The organism is Bradyrhizobium stylosanthis (assembly GCF_001641335.1).
Classification (GTDB): domain Bacteria; phylum Pseudomonadota; class Alphaproteobacteria; order Rhizobiales; family Xanthobacteraceae; genus Bradyrhizobium; species Bradyrhizobium stylosanthis.
On record NZ_LVEM01000003.1, the window covers coordinates 546,116 to 562,163 of the forward strand.

The window sequence follows — 16,048 nt, forward strand, 5'->3', positions numbered from 1 at the left end:
CGGGGCCGAACATGCAATTGCACCCGAAAGCATATCGGCAGCTCATATCGAGGTTGTGGCACTTTCGCGATTTGCTGCCGCGAAATCGCGATCCCGCCGGGCGAGCCGCGTCGCCACTGCTCATCTACATCGCCGTCGTGTTGGCGCTGCTATTGGCGATCCTTGAGGTTGACCTCCACCGTGAGTTGCTCCAGTCCTTCGGAATGCTCGGCTATCCCGTCGGGATCGACCCGACTTTCATGAGCCCTTGACCCAGTGCTGTTCTCGCCGGCGAGACGGCCACCTGCAGCATCGGCCTGCTCGAAACCATGCGAGCTGCACGACGCACCACCTCGGACCACAATCACTTCGGAGCGCAGCGGCAGTATTCCCGCTATCGCTGCGTTTCTCTTGGAAACACCAGGGATCGATCTTCGAAGTCTTCAGTCGGCAGTTTGCCGGGCTGCGCTGCCTTTTGCATCTCTTGGATTGCGGGCATCCCTGTTACCGGTGTGCTACCGCCCGACGATGGATGCGGTCGCTGCATATTCGTCGCAGCTAGAAAGAGCCCAAACGCGGCGAGGCCAGAGATCATCAGGAGCTTCATGCGAACCTCCGTTGGTTCGAAGAGAGTCGAAGCTCTAACTAGTGCAAGGCTCGAGGCCCCCGTGTGAGATCCCTCACATCTCTCTTTTTCTTGATTGTCGATGGAGTTGTCATCCTCCGCTCACGCGACCGAAGTGCCTGGTGTCGCCTTGCGAGAGAATACATTCGCCGAGACCCAAGCAAGCTGTGTGGATTCCAGATTCGACGCGGACGAGGCGATCACAAATCGTAGTCACGCTGTCTTTGAGGATGTCTCCAGCCGGCCCGCATCGCGCGCCGGCCGGTTCCGGAGAGCGAGCATCAAGCGCACCACGTCGCAGAAAATCGTAGCACAACACGTATTGGGAACACGTAGCGCGGGAGCGCCTCGCCCCCGACCCGAATGATCGGTTCTGGTCTGCCGCAAGCTGTGCCCTGCGGCGACGGGCAGAACAGATTGTCCGTTTTGCTCGCGCTGATATCCTCGTCTACGACGAGCAGGTCATCGACCTGTGGCATCGGGTCTGTGCGCTGGATCGAATGGGATGAAGATACAGAAGCAAAGGAAAAGTCGCGGAGCAATCTGGCCGTACGACGGTCCGATCACCAAAAACGCCGAACGAAACCCGTTCCGTTCCTGGCGACCACCCTCTCAATCCATCGAATGAGAAGGCCCTTTGTTTGGTGGGCGCACCAGGGCTCGAACCTGGGACCCGCTGATTAAGAGGCCTCTGGTACAGCAGGTCCATCAACGTCATTTCTGACAAGTCCTCCTTTCGTTCACGGATTGAACGGAAAGGAGAATTTGGAAATGTCAAAACGAAAGCGGGGTAGCCCACCCTGCCCTAAAAGCGAAAGGGCCGCCCTGCCAGGCGACCCCGCTCTTCGCAGCAATATCCAGTGCCGAGATAATGCCACCGACACGGCCGCGCTACAAGCCCGCAGGCTCGTAGAATTGTTTGCGCTGCCCGCCGCAGTCGCTGCGACCGTAGCAGAGCTTGCGTTCTGCGGAGGCCGGCGATGACCCGTCGTCACCCAATTCGCTCGGCCGACCTTCACTCCATTGGCGGCATTGTTTCCGTCCTTGAGGCCCGCGACCGCGACGGCGAGCCCTGCTTCCGGATTCGGCACATCAGCCGCGGCGGCGATCTGTCCTGGCTCAGCGAGCGCATCGGAACTGTCGATCGTGCCGACGCCGGAGCAGAGGCGCTGGCGCAGTTTCTTGGCGCCTCGGTGGTGCGCCAATGAGCGACCGCTGGACCGCGCGCAAGCTGTGGTGCCTCGATAAAATCGTCGTGGACCAGGAGGTGACCGACCTCGACTTCAGGATCGCCTACCTCGTCAGTTGTCGGATGGACCGCGCCACCGGAATTGCTCGAGTTCGCCAAGAAGACGTCGCCAAGGCCGTCGGTGCTCAGCGGCGATCCGTTCAGCGGGCGATCGAACGACTATGCAAACTTGGCCATCTTGAGATGACGCCAGCCACCGGGCGGGGGAACGTCAACGGCTACCGGCTCCCGTTGGAAAAGGCGCCCATAGAGTCGCCCTTTACCGAACAAAGCACGACTTCAGAGTCGCCCTTTCCTTCGGGCAAAGGGCGACTCAAACGACACAAAAGGGCGACTCAAACGACAAGAAAGGGTGACCCGCCATTCGCACAATCTCCCTTTCTTCTCCCAGTAAATCTCCCAACGCCGCGCGACGCGATGCTCGCTGACGCGCTCGCATCGCTCGGCGAGGAACTCGGGGTTCGCATCGGGGCCGAAAAAGCCAGATCGTGGTTCGGTCGGACGGAGGTGGTCGACGTTGCCGGTGACGTGCTTACGCTGGCGGCACCATCGAAATTCGTATGCTCGCGCATCCTGTCGGAATTCGAACCGGAACTGGTCGAGGTCGTCGCCAAGCTTGTCCCATCGGTGCGCAGGGTCAGCGTCATTGTGGCTTCGCAAGGGGGCGCGGCGTGACGGCGGCCTCGCTCCCTCAACTCGCCGCAGCGATCGAGGCCGACGCCGAGCCGCCGATGGCAAGGCGCGGGAAGATCGACACCTTCGCCGCGATCCTTCGAGTGGACGCAGCTGCACTCCGGCACGATGTCCGGTCCGCGGCGGCAGCTGCTGAGCTTGCGGTCGCTATCCGGCGGGATCACCGTAAGGCTGCCGCCGACGGCAAGCGGATCCTCACCGGTCTCATTCCCAGGGCCGAACAGGCTGCACGGCAGATATCGCGGCTCGATCCAACGCGCTTTGTGCAGACGACCGTGGCGAAGGCCGAAGGTGCTGATGGGCTGGCGGAGGCCATGGTTCGACAGGCTCGAGATTTGGCCGCGACGCTTCGCCAACTGCAGACCAAGCGCGACTACCCTCGGCTGGCGGCCGGCGGCGGCACCGACCAGGACCAGCTCGCGGCGAAGTTGATCGAGCGTTTGGCTCGCATCTGGACTCGGCACACCAACCAGCCGGCGCCCGGTGGCGCGTCAGGTCCGTTCGTGGAGTTCGCTGCGGCGGCATGGATGGACCTTGGCCTCCCTGAGTTCAAGGGGCGCGACGGATCGCCTATGGCGCTACTGGACGCGATCGGGGGGCGGGTCGTCAAGTTTCACTTGCGACACAATCGCGATGAAAAAAGTTCGGCATTGTGCACTAAGCGATCAGCGCGGCGTCGTGCATGCTCCCAATTATCGAAGCGGGAGTGATTGAAGATGGCCGGACCGAAGACGTCTATCGCCAACCTAGAGGCAAAAGCTCGGGAGACGCAGAGCGAACTTTCCGCGGCCGAAGCCGCGTTCGCCAATGCCGTTCAATCGATGGAAGCGCCGCCGATCGAGTTGTCCGATGACCAAATCGGCGACCTCGTTGGCGTCAAGAACCTCGCCGAGGTTCGCCTCGTGAAGGCTCGTGCCGCTCACCGGCGCGCCGACCACGCTCTGACGGAAGCGAAGAATGCAGCTGCCGATAGGGAGCGGAGGGACAATTTGGCGCGCGTCCACGGGCTGGGCGCCTCGGCTCAGAAGCAGCTGCAAGATGCTGTCACTACCGCAACCAAACAGCTCCGCGCCGCGATGCGCGCGATGGCCGAAGCCGAGATGGAGCGCGAAGCTCTGAACCGGCAGCTTCCGGACGATCAGCAGATTCCGGGCTTCGAGGTGGCCGTCATGGATAGGCCGGGCGTGCCCCGAAAGGAGATCTCGCGCGTCCGCGAATTGCACTGGATTCGCCCGGGCAGCGGCAAGCCCTACGACCCCGAGTACGCGGCGAAGATCAAGGTCAATTCAAACGGCTCTGCCTATCTGTCACATGGCGGCCTGACGACCAACATCACGAGCCGAGCCTATTTCGATCGCGTCACGTATAGCGATTCTTTGGGGTATGCCGGCGTGTCGTCGGTCGCAAGTGCGCTCGCCTTGCCTGGGCTGAAGGGTGCGCCCGCCGGTTGGACACCAATGCGCTTTGTTTCACCGCAGACCGTTCTTGCCGAACTCGATCGAACTGAAGCCCACGTGCACAGCGATCCTGTTCCCGAGGTAAAGCAAGAGCTCGAAGCTGTGTCGCCGATCTTCGAAGACACCGAGTCCATGAGGGCCTGGGAAGCCGAGCAGCGCAGTAAATCGGCGGCCGACAAGGCCGCCTGAGGTCGCCCGCAAAGGATCGAAGATGAACCAAACAATGCCATCCGCCTCTCAAATCTACGCTGCCCGCAGGGCTGCGGTCGACGTTTCCCGATCCAAGGAACAATCACCAGCATCTTCGGTGATCGAGAACTCCGGAACACTTAACCCGGTTGCGATCTATACGCGGCGGCGCCAACAGCCTGCCATGCGATCAGGAGGTAACGTCCCCGAATGACGGTGTCAGCATTCCAAATCACCGGCCTCCGGCTGGCTTGCAGCAACACCGACGCAACGGGCCCGACCCCGATCGCACGTTTCAGCATGAACATTGCGGGGGTTGCGTTGAATGGCTGCCTGCTTGCCCGAAACTACGGCGGCGAAATCACTGTGTTCGGCCCGTTCTCGAAGAAGGAGGGCCAAAAGCGCGGAGCTGAAGTGCACTTCGATCCTGAGCTTCGCGCAGCAATCACAGTCGCTGTTTTGGCAGTCTATCGAGCAATCGCCGGCGACGAACGGGATCAGTTAACCGATGCCGCCGTGTGTCGCCTTGTGGCGCGGGCCGGCTGATTGTCAGCGGAGGAACTTTGAATGACTACGCGCGACTACATCACTCGACGTTCAGCACAGCTAACTGCCCAGCGCTCTGCAACTCGAGCCCAGATAGTCGGGCTTTGGGATAAGGCCATCGCAAGGCTCAACATGGCCAGTGGCGCACACGAGACTGCCGCCACCACGACCATGCCAGCAGCCGGTACTGATCCTTGGGAGCGAGCTATATCCGCGGTCAACGCTCGCCACGGTCTGCGGGAGCAGCGATGACAGGCCTCGCTGACGATCGCGCCGCGGCTATCGAGGGTTCGCCGTTAGCTAAGGGGCAAAAAAACCTAGCTGCCTATCTGGCGACCGAGACCGATCTCTCAGTGGAGGCTGCGCTCCAGATCATGAGCATCTCGGCCCGCAATCTGCGCCCCATGCTCGTCCCTCCTGTCGATGGCAAGGTATTCACGAGGTGACATGCTCTCTCGCGGGGTCCTCCCAGCGGCTTAAACCAATGCGGAGGGACTAGGCACTCGAATGCTCCAGAGCCAGACCGCAAAATTGATGCAACACGCAACACCATGCACGCAACGACGCAACGTTCGGGAAGAAATTTGAGCGGAAGGTTAGCAATATCAAAGGCTAGTGACGCATGCGCAATCTGCATGCCAGCGCGCGAACGAGCCACGCTGGCGTTGCATATGCACGATTTGCGCAACGTTGTTGCACGGAGTGCGCGACAGTGAGCGCCGATGATCCGCTGATCTCGATTGCAGCCGCCGCGAAGGCCATCGGCCTGAACCGGAGTACCCTGAGCCGACAGGTCAATCTCGGCCTGGTGCGGTCGCACGATGGCAAGGTGCGGTTGAGCGAAGTGCTTGCGGACCGCCGTAGTAAGATCGCGGCCCGAAATCCGGCCACGGCTGCAACACTGGAGACCGTGGTCCATGAGTCGGCAGCCGTCCGCCCGAATCTCGTTGATCTGCCGGCACAGCATCCAACCTCGCGGCTGCCGTTCGAAAGACGACTGCAGCTCGTTGTCGAAGCCGCCATGGCGGGCCTCACCTGGGATCAGTGCCAAGCAGAAATTCACGCGGTGGAAAGGAAGCTGACAAATGGCTAAAGGCGGCAAGAACGAAATCCTGCTCTCGATCGCTCTAGAGGGGGACGCCGAGATCAAGGCGAAGCTGAAAGCCGTCGGCGAGGCCGGCAAGCAGTCACTGGCGGATATCGAGCGGCAGGTGGGCCGCACGGGCGAAACCGCAGGCAAGAAGTTTGCAGAGTCGGCAACAGCGCCGCTTTCGAAGATCAGCGACGCAATCGCGCCCCTGCTCGAAGGTAGTGGATTTGGTGGCTTACTAAAGGGGCTTGGCGGATTCGCGCTTGGCGCCGGCCTTCCTGCCGCACTGGCGGGTCTTGGCGCACAGCTTGCCAAAATCCGCGAAGAGACCGAGCTGGTCGAGAGCCGGTTCAAGGCGCTCGGCGCCAGCGGCGATGCGTTCGACAAGCTGCGCGAAAGCGCTCGGAAAGTCGGTGCGGATCCGAAAGATTTGGCCGCCGCGAACGAGGATTTCCTGTCGTTCAAACGGAAGCAGGAGCTGCAGTCGCCTTATGGCATTGCGGACGCGACGGAGGAACAGTTTCGAGCTGCACAGCGTGCGTTGACCGCCGGCGGTCGGATTGATGGACTTTCCGCAGCCCAAGCTGCCGAGAAGGCCCGCGGCTTCCTTGGCGACATCTATGCACCGCATGATGTCGGAAATGGCGAGCTGGCGCAGGGTCTGACATCGGGTGCCTTGCAGTCACTCGGTCCGAACCTTGGAAACCTCGTGGCTCGTTCTATCGGTCGTGAGCTCAATGTCCCGATCCGCAATCGAGAGGAGTTGGATCTTCTGCTCAGCCGCCGAGACGCGCAGGGGCGCACGGGGGTCATTAACCCGCAGACGGTGTTTCGCGCCCTGTCGGGAGCCGAACCGCAAGCCGTGCGAGAGGCAGACAAGCGCCGGACATTCGGTGAGCGTGTCGGTGGTGGCTTGGGCGAGATCAATCGCCAGTTTGGCGACATTCTGGGGCCGCAAAGCAGCAACATCGGTACCGATGCTGGGCGCACTGTAGAATCTGGACTCGATCTGATCGCCAAGGGGATCAAGGCGAGCAAGCCGACCGCAGAGGCGTTCGGTCGCTCGGGTCGTGATCTTGGCGAGCGGACGCGCATACCCGGACTTGGGACCGCCGGCGAAGCGCTCGGAACTGCGGAAGGGTTGACCTACGGCATCTTGCGGGACAGCGCCAAGGGCTACGGCCGGATGGGCTCCGCCATTGGCGATCTGCTCGGCGGCACGGCCATTGGTGGTTTTTTGTCCAAGGCGTTCGGTGATCCCGGCGCCTTGCAGGAAAAGCCCCGACCTGGGGAGGGACCGAGTTCCCTTCAGCCGCAGGCAGCGCCCCCGCAGCAGCGCAGCGACTTGTTCGATGCGTTCCTGCAAAGTCTCGGCGCGAGGCTGAACAATATCAATCCAGAGAGCACGAAGGTCGAGGGTCCGGTTGACGGCCTCGGCCTCCGCGGTGCGTTGGAGGGCAGCACCGAGGATGTCGCCAGCTCAGTGAAAGACGCCGGCAGCAAGCTCGCCCAAGCGATCGAGGAGATTACGGCGAACCTGAAGAGCAGCAGCGGTGGCGATAGTGCTCCATCGGCCGAAGTAGCAGCCGCTGGCGGCGGCCTGGTGCGCTGCCTGGATGGCGGCGGCCACGTCATGGGACCGGGCACGTCGACGTCGGACAGCATCCCGGCGATGCTCTCCGACGGCGAGTACGTTATCCGGGCGGAGGCGGCGCGAAGGATCGGTCGAGGTCAGCTCGATCGGCTCAATGCCGGCAACTATGCCGGCGGCGGCTTCATCAGCCGACTTCTCGGAAAGGTCAGCGGCTTCGCCAAGGGCGGCCGGGTGGCGCACCTGGCTGGAGGCGGCGGCTTGTCGCCGGAATGGTTCGATCCCGATCTGACGCCGGAAGAGTCCATCAATTTGCTCAACGAAACGGTGCTCAGCCCGGCGCAGCTGAGACTCGTCGCCCTCAACAATGCGAAGACTCCGGAAGAGAGCATCAAGCTACTCAACCGCTTCGTCATGGGGCGTTCGGGCGGCGGCCCAATCGGGCATTTTGCGGATGGCGGCGCGGTCGGTACGTTCGGCGATAGCATCGGTCACCTCTTCACCGGCGGCGCTGCGGCTGATCTTCCTTCGCTCGACGGTCTCTCGGGTGGAGGTGGCATCAGGGAGTTGCACCCGGTGACGATCCAGATGCCGGGCGGCAATTCTGTCGGACCCATGCTGGCCGACAGCGCCATCGTCGATGCCGTTCGCCGTGAGGCGCGTGACAGTGCCAACTTCAAGACCGGGCCGGCTCCGGGCTGGGTGCATGGGGGCCGGTGATGCCTAGGGTTGACGAAGCAAAAATGGCCTTTGACGCGGCCTGCGCGGCAGAAGCTGCGAGGATCCGCGAAGCTGAAGGCCTAGGGCCTGAAGTATCCGTCGAGATCGAAATGACGCCGGACATTCTGGCGCTCTCCGAGAGCTATGAAGCCGCGCTCGCCGCGGCCGGCAAACCGTCCCCGTCGATCTCTTGGACCGAGGACTGATGGGCACCAACAAGCCGGACAGCCGCAAGACGCACATCACGCGCGTCTACGGCACCAACAAGAAAGGCGAGCGCCTCGACGACATGTGGGCCGACGTCGAGCGCACCGACGTCATCAAAAGCAAAAGCCAATCGTCCGAATCGCAGTCACAGGGCATCGTCCGAAAGCTGAAATGGTGCGACGACCGGACCAAAGACGATTACAACCCGAAGGGCAACAAGACCCGAAAAACGGAAGTCCTGAAGGTCTGCGATCCAGAGACGACGACGGACGTCAACAACCCGGACGAATGGATTCCGATCCGCATCATCAAGTCCGCTAAATCGACCGGCGGAAACGGCCGCGGCGAAGATTACCAGGACCATTTCCTGAATACGGCGGTGCACTCTGCCCGCATGACCAAGGTTCGGCGCATCGTCGGCTACGAGACCAACATCGACGAGCTAGCGCAGAAAGCGATCGACGCAGACCCGACCCTGATGGAGTTTGTCGTCGACAGCCAGCACTATGACAAAGACCTCGAGACCAAGGACCAGGCACAATACATCGAAGTCGAGATCCCGCTCGCCTTGAAGCACAGGGGCAATTCGCTGTCTGTCAACGGTCAGGCCGGCAGGATCAAGCTGCTGAACCAATACCTGGTCGACGAAAGCGAAAAAGCTACGCTGAAGATCAAGGGTAAGGACGACATCAACCCGCCGTACCGCCTCGATCCGTTTCAGAACATCGTCAACATCAACTGGGGTGGGCTGGCGGCCAAGTTCTACGACCGAGAGAGCCACGCAACGCTGGCGACGCTCGTTCCTGATGCGAAGAAGTTCACGCTGTCGATCTGGTTTCGCGCGCCGACGAAGTCGATTGAGGCAGCGCAGGCGGAATTTTCGGCTTGGCAGGCTGCCGGTGGACCTCGGCCGTTGCTGTGCGGTGTCGTGCCGCTCGTGGTGTTCGGGCCGCCGACGATTCAGAAAGAAGTCGATGCGTCGGGCGGCGAGACGCGAACGATCGGCCACACCCACTCACAGGATTATCTGCGCTCGTTCGGGAGCATCTACACGCCGACCGGCGGTCTGATAGATCACGACAACACGGTAACATTGCCGGCATTCACGGGCGCGACCGAGACGGTTGACCCCTCCTATATCGGCATCGACTGCACCGGCGACTATCCGCAATTGTCGATCAACGTCGTCATGCCGCGGGGCGATGCGCCGGCCTATGAGGGCACGAGCACGTTCGGGCTTGCGACCACGCAGAACATTCCGGACGGCGGCCTCTATCTTGGTTCGGTCGCCGACGGTCAGCTGATCACCGACGGGCCTCTAAGCCCTAGTGACGATTGGTATTCCGACGCGCTGGACACAACCGCCGACATCTTCCTCGGGCAAGTGCCTGAAACGTATCGCACGCTTCAGGCGCGCCGCGGTGGCGCTCCGTTCGACAATTCCGACCCTGGGTACAATGGGCAGCGCGTCACGCCCGATCGCTGGCACCACGTTTTGCTCTCGCTCGACGTTTCTCAGCCGGTGAAGACGGCCGGCGGTTTCATCGTGCAGGAGGCGATCTCTCCGCCGGAAGGGCCGGCCGTCGGCTACGCCGTCGTCAGCGGCTCACTGGCAACGCCGGCAACCGTTGGCTCGCGTTCGACGGGCGTGTCCAGGATGTGCCTGGCATTCGACGACGTGAACCTGACCGGAGGCGCGCTTTCCTGTTACCATCCGCAGGGCCATTCCGATTCAAACGCGGTTCTGACGGTCAACGCCTACACCGTTGCGATCGATACGGCTTATGACTCGACCACGACCAGCCCAATCAATTTCGGCCGCATCCAGACCATCCATTCCGTCGGCAAGCAAGGCAAGTACGACTACAGTCCGAGCGGCGTCCCGTTTGCCGGCGGCAGCGATCATGATGGCTTCGGCTTCCCGACCACCGGCGCCTATGTCGATGCGGTCAAGGAGATCGAGCTCGGCGAGTACCAGTTGTTTCTAGATGTCGCGCTCGACAGCGGCCTGGTCGAGAACCGCCGCGGCTTCATCACCGACGAAGGCAAGCCGGCTCCGCTGTCGAGTGCCGCCGAGCTGATGGGCAGGAAGCCAAGCGCCCTCGTGCACGGCTCCGGCAACTGGAAGAAGGCCCGCGACACCGGGGCGATCGCGGCGGCCTCGGAGCCGCCGAATCCGGACGGCATCACAAGCGGCCGCATCGAAGCCTACAGGCCGAACCCCGGCCTGCACGGTCCGCTGGGCGAATAAGTCGGGGCTACTTCGATTGGGCCGGTTGCGAACATCCGACTTCGTTGCAGAGAACGGAGCGGAAATCGGGGCTGTCCGTCGTTTGCAGAACGTTCGGACCGCTCTGGTTGATGATGGTGATACCGCCTGCACCCGTGCTTCCTTGGCCACCTCCCTGTTGCCGAGATGGCGGCAGGAAGAGCTTCACCTCGTGCTGATCGCGGTAGACGGTGACGGTTCCCCAGGTCCTTTGCGTACCATCACTTGATTCGAGCATCACCCTAGACGTGCCGGGAGACAGGCCGGTAAATGCAATGAGATGGTCGCTTCGCGGTTCGGCCGCGACCACATTCTGATCCTCGAGCCTGATGCCCTTGAACGGCATCTTGAAATGGACCTGCGCCGTGTCGCCGAACCTGACTAGAAGGTTGCGATTGCCGGGCTCCGGCAGGATTGGCTGGTTGAGTACCTCTCGCTCGGTCGTGGTACGATTTTGCTGTGCGAACGAGGGTGATATCAGCGCCAGTAGCGTAAGGGCGGCAAACATGAGTTTCATTCGCAAACCCCCTTAGAGTGAAATAACTGAAAGCTACCTACAAAGATTCAACTACTTTTTTGGACCCGCTTGCTCGCGCATCATTCGTCTAATCCTGATGGCATACGAGGCGGCGTGGATGCTCAGACCCGAGTTCAGGAATCAAATATGCTGGCTGGCGGCGCTGGCGAAAGAGTCGCTCCGTCAGGTCACCGTCACAAGTTTTAAGCTGTTGAACGTAGTCGCAGTATTCGTTCGGCAGTGGCGGCCGGACGCGAGGATCCTGATTGAGACAAGGCCTATCGGAGGGATAGCCGGGCTCCGCCGACCAAGCCTCAGAAGAGACCAGCGCGGATAGTAGAAATATTCCGAATAAAAATCGCATCCAGCCGTCCCCGACTGAAACTGAAAGCGCCAGTGTTGCTCAACCATGAGGAGAGTGCAAGAGGGATCGGGAGAAAGTTGCAATCGGGAGATAGTCCGCGAATTGCCAGGTTGTCGGTGGGCGATGCCCTACCCATCACAAGGGTTTGCCGAAAACCCATTCATCCCTCCCCTCTTGTGGGGGCATCAATCCCTTCAACGCCTGGCTGCTAATGGGCTTTCACTTTGAAGCATCGTCCCAAGCACCTCATCCGCCTTCGCCAGCACGCCTTGCAGTTTCAAAGCGATGACATCACGATCATCTCCGTAGCCACCCCAAATGTCGGCCTCAAGTCTCGCAAAAAGACTTGGGTTGTGGCTTTGGTTGCCGACGTACTGGATGAGCATACTCGCGGCAACCCGAATTGAATTCACAATTTCAGCAGCTGGTTGAAAGGCCTCTTCAAGCGCACCCTGAAACAACGCTCGTGCCTGGTATCGCCTGCTGAAGAGGCTCGATAGGAATTCTTGTTCTTTCCTAAGCCGTTCAAGGGGCACAAAGTAGATATCGCGGTTGCGAGCAGTGCCCGCGTATTCGGCATCTTGACGTGGTCGCGATGAACCTTCGTCACCAAACGCCCCAGGTGATCGCACTGCGGATATGATGTCAGCGAACTTATAGAAGTCAGCTAACAATTGCTCGGCAAATTCAACGCGTCGCTTACGGTCATGCAACTCACGCTCATAATGAAATTTGCGCTCGGCGAGGTCCACGTCGAAGCCATAACGTCTTTCTGCGAGCCGTTCATCAGATTGCAATTTGTCCATATGCAGTCGCCTCGCCGCCCTATTGGACAGGAAGCCACTTACAATCGAGACGAATCCCGAGACAGCAGCGGCGACGACAGCGGGGCCGACTAGATCATGCGTATCCACGGCAGTTTTGCTCAAACTGAAAGCCTACAGTCTTCCGCAACCGCAGGGCGAGCGCAAGTGGCAATGTGTGCTCATTGGCATCGAGTTCGAAACGAACCAAAATGGTAGCCATGGTCATGGTCCCGATCCGCCGACAGGCCCGGGGATGGTCGCGATGTCGGACAGATCCTGATTAGCGAGGGACTTGTTCGCGCCTACGTCTGCAGCGCGACGCGGTGCCCGCCGCGGCAGCGCTGGTGCTGAACGAGCAATCAAAACGCGGCTCTCATTGTCGGATGGTCCGATTCTTCACCATTCTGCGAGTTCTGTGTCGACGACGATGGGGCGAGGGTACTTTTCTGAAAATTGCTTCCTTATCCACCCGGGCCAGTCGAGGCCCTTTGGCAGCTCCGATCCACCTATCGTGACGTGATTCATTTTCAGGCGGCGGCGGATTCCGTTGTTAAAGCTAGAAAATGAAATATCGGTTCCAACAAATGCGACTCTCAGGAGCGCTGCTTCGTCGAACGTTGCCCCGCGAAAGTTCGACTCCTTGATGCTGACGGCTTCCAGGTTAACTCTGGTGAAATCGGCCTTCTCGGCGAACGCCTTCTCGAAGGTGGTTTCGTTCACGTGGGCATCCTCGAAGCGCGCCCTCGCAATCCGTGTTTCCGTAAATTCCACCGTCTTGATTGTTGCACCCGAGAAGTCACTGCCCGTGAGATCTAGGCCCCTCAAATTGACATTGGATATAGTTGCGTTGCGAAGGTCGGCATAGTCGAATCGGGCTCCCGCTGCGGCAATAATTGAGAGGTTCACGTTCATCCGCGCAAGGGCCAAAAGTATCTGGCCTCGCTCTGGACTTAGTGCCATCGGAATGCGCTTCTGTCCTCCGCCGACATCGTTGGCCCTTAGCGATTCACCTGCGGGTTGTTTGCGCGGCTGAAATTCCAAATAGTAATATGGCGTGGCGCTCGATGTCAGGACAACAACTCGCGTGACAAGCTCCTGGGAGAGCTGACCGTCCTTTATGCCACCCAAAGTCGCGGCCTGCACAATCGAGAATAGCTCGCTGACAAATGCGCTTCGTTTTTGCGAGTCCGACACCATCGTCTGTTGGTCGATTTTGCCATTTTGATCTTCGAGCAGCGATAACTGCTGATCGATTTTTTGGTTTTGATCACGCAGCAGATCGACCTGCGATTTCACCATCAGATTCTGGTCGCGAAGCAATGCGTTCTGGTTAAAGAGAAGAACAGATCCGATGATTCCACCAAATGAAATGATAAGTCCCAATGCAGCCTGAGCGACGAAGCGGCGCGTTGCACCGAGAGAATACCAAGCCGCTCCTTCGCCGATGGCGCGCCCGACATGGCCCACAGCCTCGGCAGGCTTTCCCTCAGCGTGAGCGCGGCCAGCTTGCGTGAGTTCTTCAACGATAGCGGACAAAGTTGCGCGGAATCTTGCAATTAAACGGGGAAGAATAATTAGCCAAGCTACGCCGCCTATAGCGGCACACCCCGCGAAAGTAAGAAACCCACCGACAGCGAACGAGAGCAGCAACTGGCCTTTCAGTTCCAACCGTTCGACAGCTAGGAACAGGGCCGGTCCCAAACTCGCGCCCAAAAGCAAGACCACGACATAATTTGCAATGGTTCGCGCGATATTCGCCGGTGGCCGAACCCTCTCGGTTTTGCTCGTCAATTCAGACACGTATTTCAGCTCCCAAATGTGCTCGCTCCCTGGGTTTGCGGTCTATCGCTGCCCAACCATGAACTAGGTTCTGCGCCGCATCATGAAGACGGTGGCCGACATGCGTGACTACGACGCCCGCTACTCATGACGAGCTTGGACGCCAACCTTTACTGCACGTCTGCGCCTGTCGCGTAGCACCCGCCCCCAGCACTACACAGAGCACTGCAATTACCAGCCATCGCATTTTCTGCCCCCCAAGGGGTATCCAAACGCAACTGTCGCGGGAAATCAAGGGATTGCACTAGTTTTGAAGGGTAGCCGCGCGGAAGCTAACGCTCTTCCGTCGGATGTACCCACTTGTAAGGCGTGATCTGCCGCACAGCAGTCAGCTTGATCATGCGGGCGGGCGGCGCGTAGCGGGTGCTGCGGCAGGATCGACACTTCAGTGAAGCTTCCAGCTTCCAAAGCGGCGTATCCGCGCGCCGGCGGATAGCGTCAAGCGGGAGGCTCGCGCGCGTCTTACAACGAGCACACTCGACCTCGAGCCAACCCAAGCCGCCATTGATGCACTGGCCGATCGTAGGGGATGGCTGGGCGGGGCCACCGTAGCCCTCCATGCGAACCGACCAGGCTTTAGCCTCAGCCCGATCCGCCTCCCGGACGGCCTCCCGGGCACGCTCGCGCGCTCCCTGGGCATGGATCTTTGCGCCCATGATCCGACCGCCCCATATGACCTCTCGCGACTTGGTGCTCATGGCGGATAGATTCCGCGAGGGAGCATGACAAGCAAGCCGCTAGGCCTAGCTGCGCCTCTGCATCAATGGACAGCAGGTTGGTCAACTGGTTCATGCCCTTGGGTTGGGGGCGATAAGGTGATGCTCTGCTTTACGAATCGGGGCCGCGTCTGAAGACGACCCCTCTTTCCAGTTCGTTTGAAAGCATACGACCCGAGGAATAACCCGCTCCCGTCAAAGCAGCAAACCGTACAGCAGAGAAAATGATTAACTATCAGCTACTTACATGCACTTTCCGTGCACTTTTAGAAGTTGCGGGAGAGCCACGGAGACACTACTTTTGGGGCAACGCAGATAGACCTCCCTTCTGATTGCGTGTAGCAGAGTGCAGGGGATCTAAGATTTCATGCCTTTCCGTCCGCTCAACGACGATCACGCCATTCATAGCGCCGCCTTCGGGATTGCGCTGAGTCAACCGATTGCGTGGAGCTCGATCGAGGCTGTTATCAAGAGCGCCCTGGATTGGCGCCGTGAGTTGCCAGCGATCGATCTCCCCCAGTATGTAGACGTTCAGATCAACCCCAATACGGGAGCTCCCGGCGGCCGTCTTGTCCGCGGCGTCGAGTTCTCTCATAAACGTCCCGACGGAAGCGCGAGCTGGCTGCTCAGTATTCTCAATAACGAGATCAAGGTCGTCGCCACGGTCTACACGCGATGGCAGCCAACTTGGGCCAAGGCCGGCGACATTCTTATCGGCGCGGTGGAACAACTGGCCCTGCACGAGAAAGATCGAAACAATACTATCACCGGGAATTCGTTGATCGTGACGGATGTTTTTCTTTGCGACGATGAAACGCCTAATTATGTCGAACTTTTTGGTAGCAGCCGAGAGATAGCTCCAGCGATCTTTGAAAGAGGTCGTCTCTGGCATAATCACACTGGCTGGTTTGCCGAGCGGCCGTCCGGAAATATTCTCAACCAATTGAACGTTGATGTGCGGCCGAACGCTGGTGATATGGTCATCAGGGGCGCACCGGATGAAATGCTGCGAGTAGTTGTTCAGCACACTCAACTCTTTCGCCCTACCGAGCCCCCTTTATTGAGTCCTTCTGACAAGCTGGAGGACGCAATCGCGAGTGAGTTCCCGGTTATGCATGACGCCAACAAGGCGGTGATGCGCTCTCTTTTAAGCTTAGACATCCAGACAACAATCAATCTCTCGACTTAAGC

At 59.9% G+C, this 16,048-nt stretch carries 17 protein-coding genes; 12 read left to right on the plus strand and 5 right to left on the minus strand.

What is annotated here, in order from left to right:
* Positions 1 to 11 precede the first annotated feature (11 nt).
* The gene (locus A7X65_RS22315) at positions 12 to 251 is read left to right on the plus strand and encodes a hypothetical protein (RefSeq protein WP_063688793.1); all 240 of its coding nucleotides are present in this window, start codon (positions 12 to 14) and stop codon (positions 249 to 251) included.
* A gap of 122 nt (positions 252 to 373) precedes the next feature.
* On the opposite strand, the gene A7X65_RS22320 is transcribed toward A7X65_RS22315, so the two are convergent.
* Positions 374 to 586, minus strand: a complete 213-nt coding sequence (locus A7X65_RS22320; RefSeq protein WP_063688796.1) for a hypothetical protein — start codon at positions 584 to 586, stop codon at positions 374 to 376.
* A 998-nt stretch (positions 587 to 1,584) separates the two neighbouring features.
* Between A7X65_RS22320 and A7X65_RS22325 the strand changes: the two genes are divergently transcribed.
* The 10 genes from A7X65_RS22325 (at position 1,585) to A7X65_RS22365 (ending at position 10,597) form a co-directional block, all read left to right on the plus strand.
* Positions 1,585 to 1,812 carry a hypothetical protein gene (locus tag A7X65_RS22325; protein ID WP_063688799.1) on the plus strand — a complete coding sequence of 76 codons (228 nt, stop codon included), beginning with the start codon at positions 1,585 to 1,587 and terminating at the stop codon, positions 1,810 to 1,812.
* Positions 1,809 to 2,528, plus strand: coding sequence for a hypothetical protein (locus A7X65_RS22330; RefSeq protein ID WP_063688802.1), 720 nt, complete (start codon positions 1,809 to 1,811; stop codon positions 2,526 to 2,528). Before A7X65_RS22325 ends, A7X65_RS22330 begins: the two co-directional genes overlap by 4 nt.
* On the plus strand, positions 2,525 to 3,256 hold the full coding sequence (locus A7X65_RS22335) for a hypothetical protein (protein ID WP_063688806.1): 732 nt from the start codon (positions 2,525 to 2,527) through the stop codon (positions 3,254 to 3,256). Before A7X65_RS22330 ends, A7X65_RS22335 begins: the two co-directional genes overlap by 4 nt.
* 6 nt (positions 3,257 to 3,262) lie before the next feature.
* Positions 3,263 to 4,192, plus strand: a complete 930-nt coding sequence (locus A7X65_RS22340) for a hypothetical protein (RefSeq protein ID WP_156527949.1) — start codon at positions 3,263 to 3,265, stop codon at positions 4,190 to 4,192.
* A 210-nt stretch (positions 4,193 to 4,402) separates the two neighbouring features.
* Positions 4,403 to 4,738 (plus strand): hypothetical protein, encoded by a 336-nt coding sequence (locus A7X65_RS22345; RefSeq protein ID WP_063688811.1) that lies wholly within the window; start codon positions 4,403 to 4,405, stop codon positions 4,736 to 4,738.
* A gap of 248 nt (positions 4,739 to 4,986) precedes the next feature.
* The gene (locus A7X65_RS22350) at positions 4,987 to 5,184 is read left to right on the plus strand and encodes a hypothetical protein (protein ID WP_063688814.1); all 198 of its coding nucleotides are present in this window, start codon (positions 4,987 to 4,989) and stop codon (positions 5,182 to 5,184) included.
* Positions 5,185 to 5,450: 266 nt separating this feature from the next.
* Positions 5,451 to 5,831 (plus strand): hypothetical protein, encoded by a 381-nt coding sequence (locus tag A7X65_RS22355; protein ID WP_063688817.1) that lies wholly within the window; start codon positions 5,451 to 5,453, stop codon positions 5,829 to 5,831.
* Positions 5,824 to 8,139, plus strand: a complete 2,316-nt coding sequence (locus A7X65_RS22360) for a hypothetical protein (RefSeq protein WP_063688820.1) — start codon at positions 5,824 to 5,826, stop codon at positions 8,137 to 8,139. The genes A7X65_RS22355 and A7X65_RS22360 overlap by 8 nt, the downstream gene beginning before the upstream one ends.
* Positions 8,140 to 8,162: 23 nt before the next feature.
* A complete protein-coding gene (locus tag A7X65_RS41925) occupies positions 8,163 to 8,345 on the plus strand; it encodes a hypothetical protein (RefSeq protein WP_156527950.1) in 183 nt (60 codons plus the stop codon).
* A complete protein-coding gene (locus A7X65_RS22365) occupies positions 8,345 to 10,597 on the plus strand; it encodes a hypothetical protein (protein WP_063688824.1) in 2,253 nt (750 codons plus the stop codon). The genes A7X65_RS41925 and A7X65_RS22365 overlap by 1 nt, the downstream gene beginning before the upstream one ends.
* A 7-nt stretch (positions 10,598 to 10,604) precedes the next feature.
* On the opposite strand, the gene A7X65_RS22370 is transcribed toward A7X65_RS22365, so the two are convergent.
* From A7X65_RS22370 to A7X65_RS22395, 4 genes are all read right to left on the minus strand, one after another.
* Complete coding sequence (locus A7X65_RS22370; RefSeq protein WP_156527951.1) at positions 10,605 to 11,132, minus strand: pilus assembly protein N-terminal domain-containing protein; 528 nt, start codon at positions 11,130 to 11,132, stop codon at positions 10,605 to 10,607.
* A 558-nt stretch (positions 11,133 to 11,690) separates the two neighbouring features.
* Positions 11,691 to 12,302: a hypothetical protein gene (locus A7X65_RS41930; RefSeq protein WP_156527952.1), complete on the minus strand. Its 612-nt coding sequence runs from the start codon at positions 12,300 to 12,302 to the stop codon at positions 11,691 to 11,693.
* Between the two features lie 396 nt (positions 12,303 to 12,698).
* Complete coding sequence (locus A7X65_RS22390; protein WP_156527953.1) at positions 12,699 to 14,102, minus strand: pentapeptide repeat-containing protein; 1,404 nt, start codon at positions 14,100 to 14,102, stop codon at positions 12,699 to 12,701.
* A 311-nt stretch (positions 14,103 to 14,413) separates the two neighbouring features.
* Positions 14,414 to 14,839, minus strand: coding sequence for a hypothetical protein (locus tag A7X65_RS22395; RefSeq protein ID WP_156527954.1), 426 nt, complete (start codon positions 14,837 to 14,839; stop codon positions 14,414 to 14,416).
* 385 nt (positions 14,840 to 15,224) lie between these two features.
* On the opposite strand from A7X65_RS22395, the gene A7X65_RS22400 reads away from it, so the two are divergent.
* Positions 15,225 to 16,046: a hypothetical protein gene (locus A7X65_RS22400; RefSeq protein ID WP_063688840.1), complete on the plus strand. Its 822-nt coding sequence runs from the start codon at positions 15,225 to 15,227 to the stop codon at positions 16,044 to 16,046.
* The last annotated feature ends 2 nt before the right edge of the window (positions 16,047 to 16,048 follow it).

Excerpts from the sequence above, each read along its gene's own strand:
- A7X65_RS22365 (WP_063688824.1), top strand. The coding sequence starts at position 8,345 with ATGGGCACCAACAAGCCGGACAGCCGCAAGACGCACATCACGCGCGTC.
- A7X65_RS22350 (WP_063688814.1), top strand. The coding sequence starts at position 4,987 with ATGACAGGCCTCGCTGACGATCGCGCCGCGGCTATCGAGGGTTCGCCG.
- A7X65_RS22370 (WP_156527951.1), bottom strand. The coding sequence starts at position 11,132 with ATGAAACTCATGTTTGCCGCCCTTACGCTACTGGCGCTGATATCACCC.
- A7X65_RS41925 (WP_156527950.1), top strand. The coding sequence starts at position 8,163 with ATGGCCTTTGACGCGGCCTGCGCGGCAGAAGCTGCGAGGATCCGCGAA.
- A7X65_RS22360 (WP_063688820.1), top strand. The coding sequence starts at position 5,824 with ATGGCTAAAGGCGGCAAGAACGAAATCCTGCTCTCGATCGCTCTAGAG.
- A7X65_RS22345 (WP_063688811.1), top strand. The coding sequence starts at position 4,403 with ATGACGGTGTCAGCATTCCAAATCACCGGCCTCCGGCTGGCTTGCAGC.
- A7X65_RS22340 (WP_156527949.1), top strand. The coding sequence starts at position 3,263 with ATGGCCGGACCGAAGACGTCTATCGCCAACCTAGAGGCAAAAGCTCGG.
- A7X65_RS22320 (WP_063688796.1), bottom strand. The coding sequence starts at position 586 with ATGAAGCTCCTGATGATCTCTGGCCTCGCCGCGTTTGGGCTCTTTCTA.
- A7X65_RS22400 (WP_063688840.1), top strand. The coding sequence starts at position 15,225 with ATGCCTTTCCGTCCGCTCAACGACGATCACGCCATTCATAGCGCCGCC.
- A7X65_RS41930 (WP_156527952.1), bottom strand. The coding sequence starts at position 12,302 with ATGGACAAATTGCAATCTGATGAACGGCTCGCAGAAAGACGTTATGGC.
- A7X65_RS22395 (WP_156527954.1), bottom strand. The coding sequence starts at position 14,839 with ATGAGCACCAAGTCGCGAGAGGTCATATGGGGCGGTCGGATCATGGGC.
- A7X65_RS22325 (WP_063688799.1), top strand. The coding sequence starts at position 1,585 with ATGACCCGTCGTCACCCAATTCGCTCGGCCGACCTTCACTCCATTGGC.
- A7X65_RS22315 (WP_063688793.1), top strand. The coding sequence starts at position 12 with ATGCAATTGCACCCGAAAGCATATCGGCAGCTCATATCGAGGTTGTGG.
- A7X65_RS22330 (WP_063688802.1), top strand. The coding sequence starts at position 1,809 with ATGAGCGACCGCTGGACCGCGCGCAAGCTGTGGTGCCTCGATAAAATC.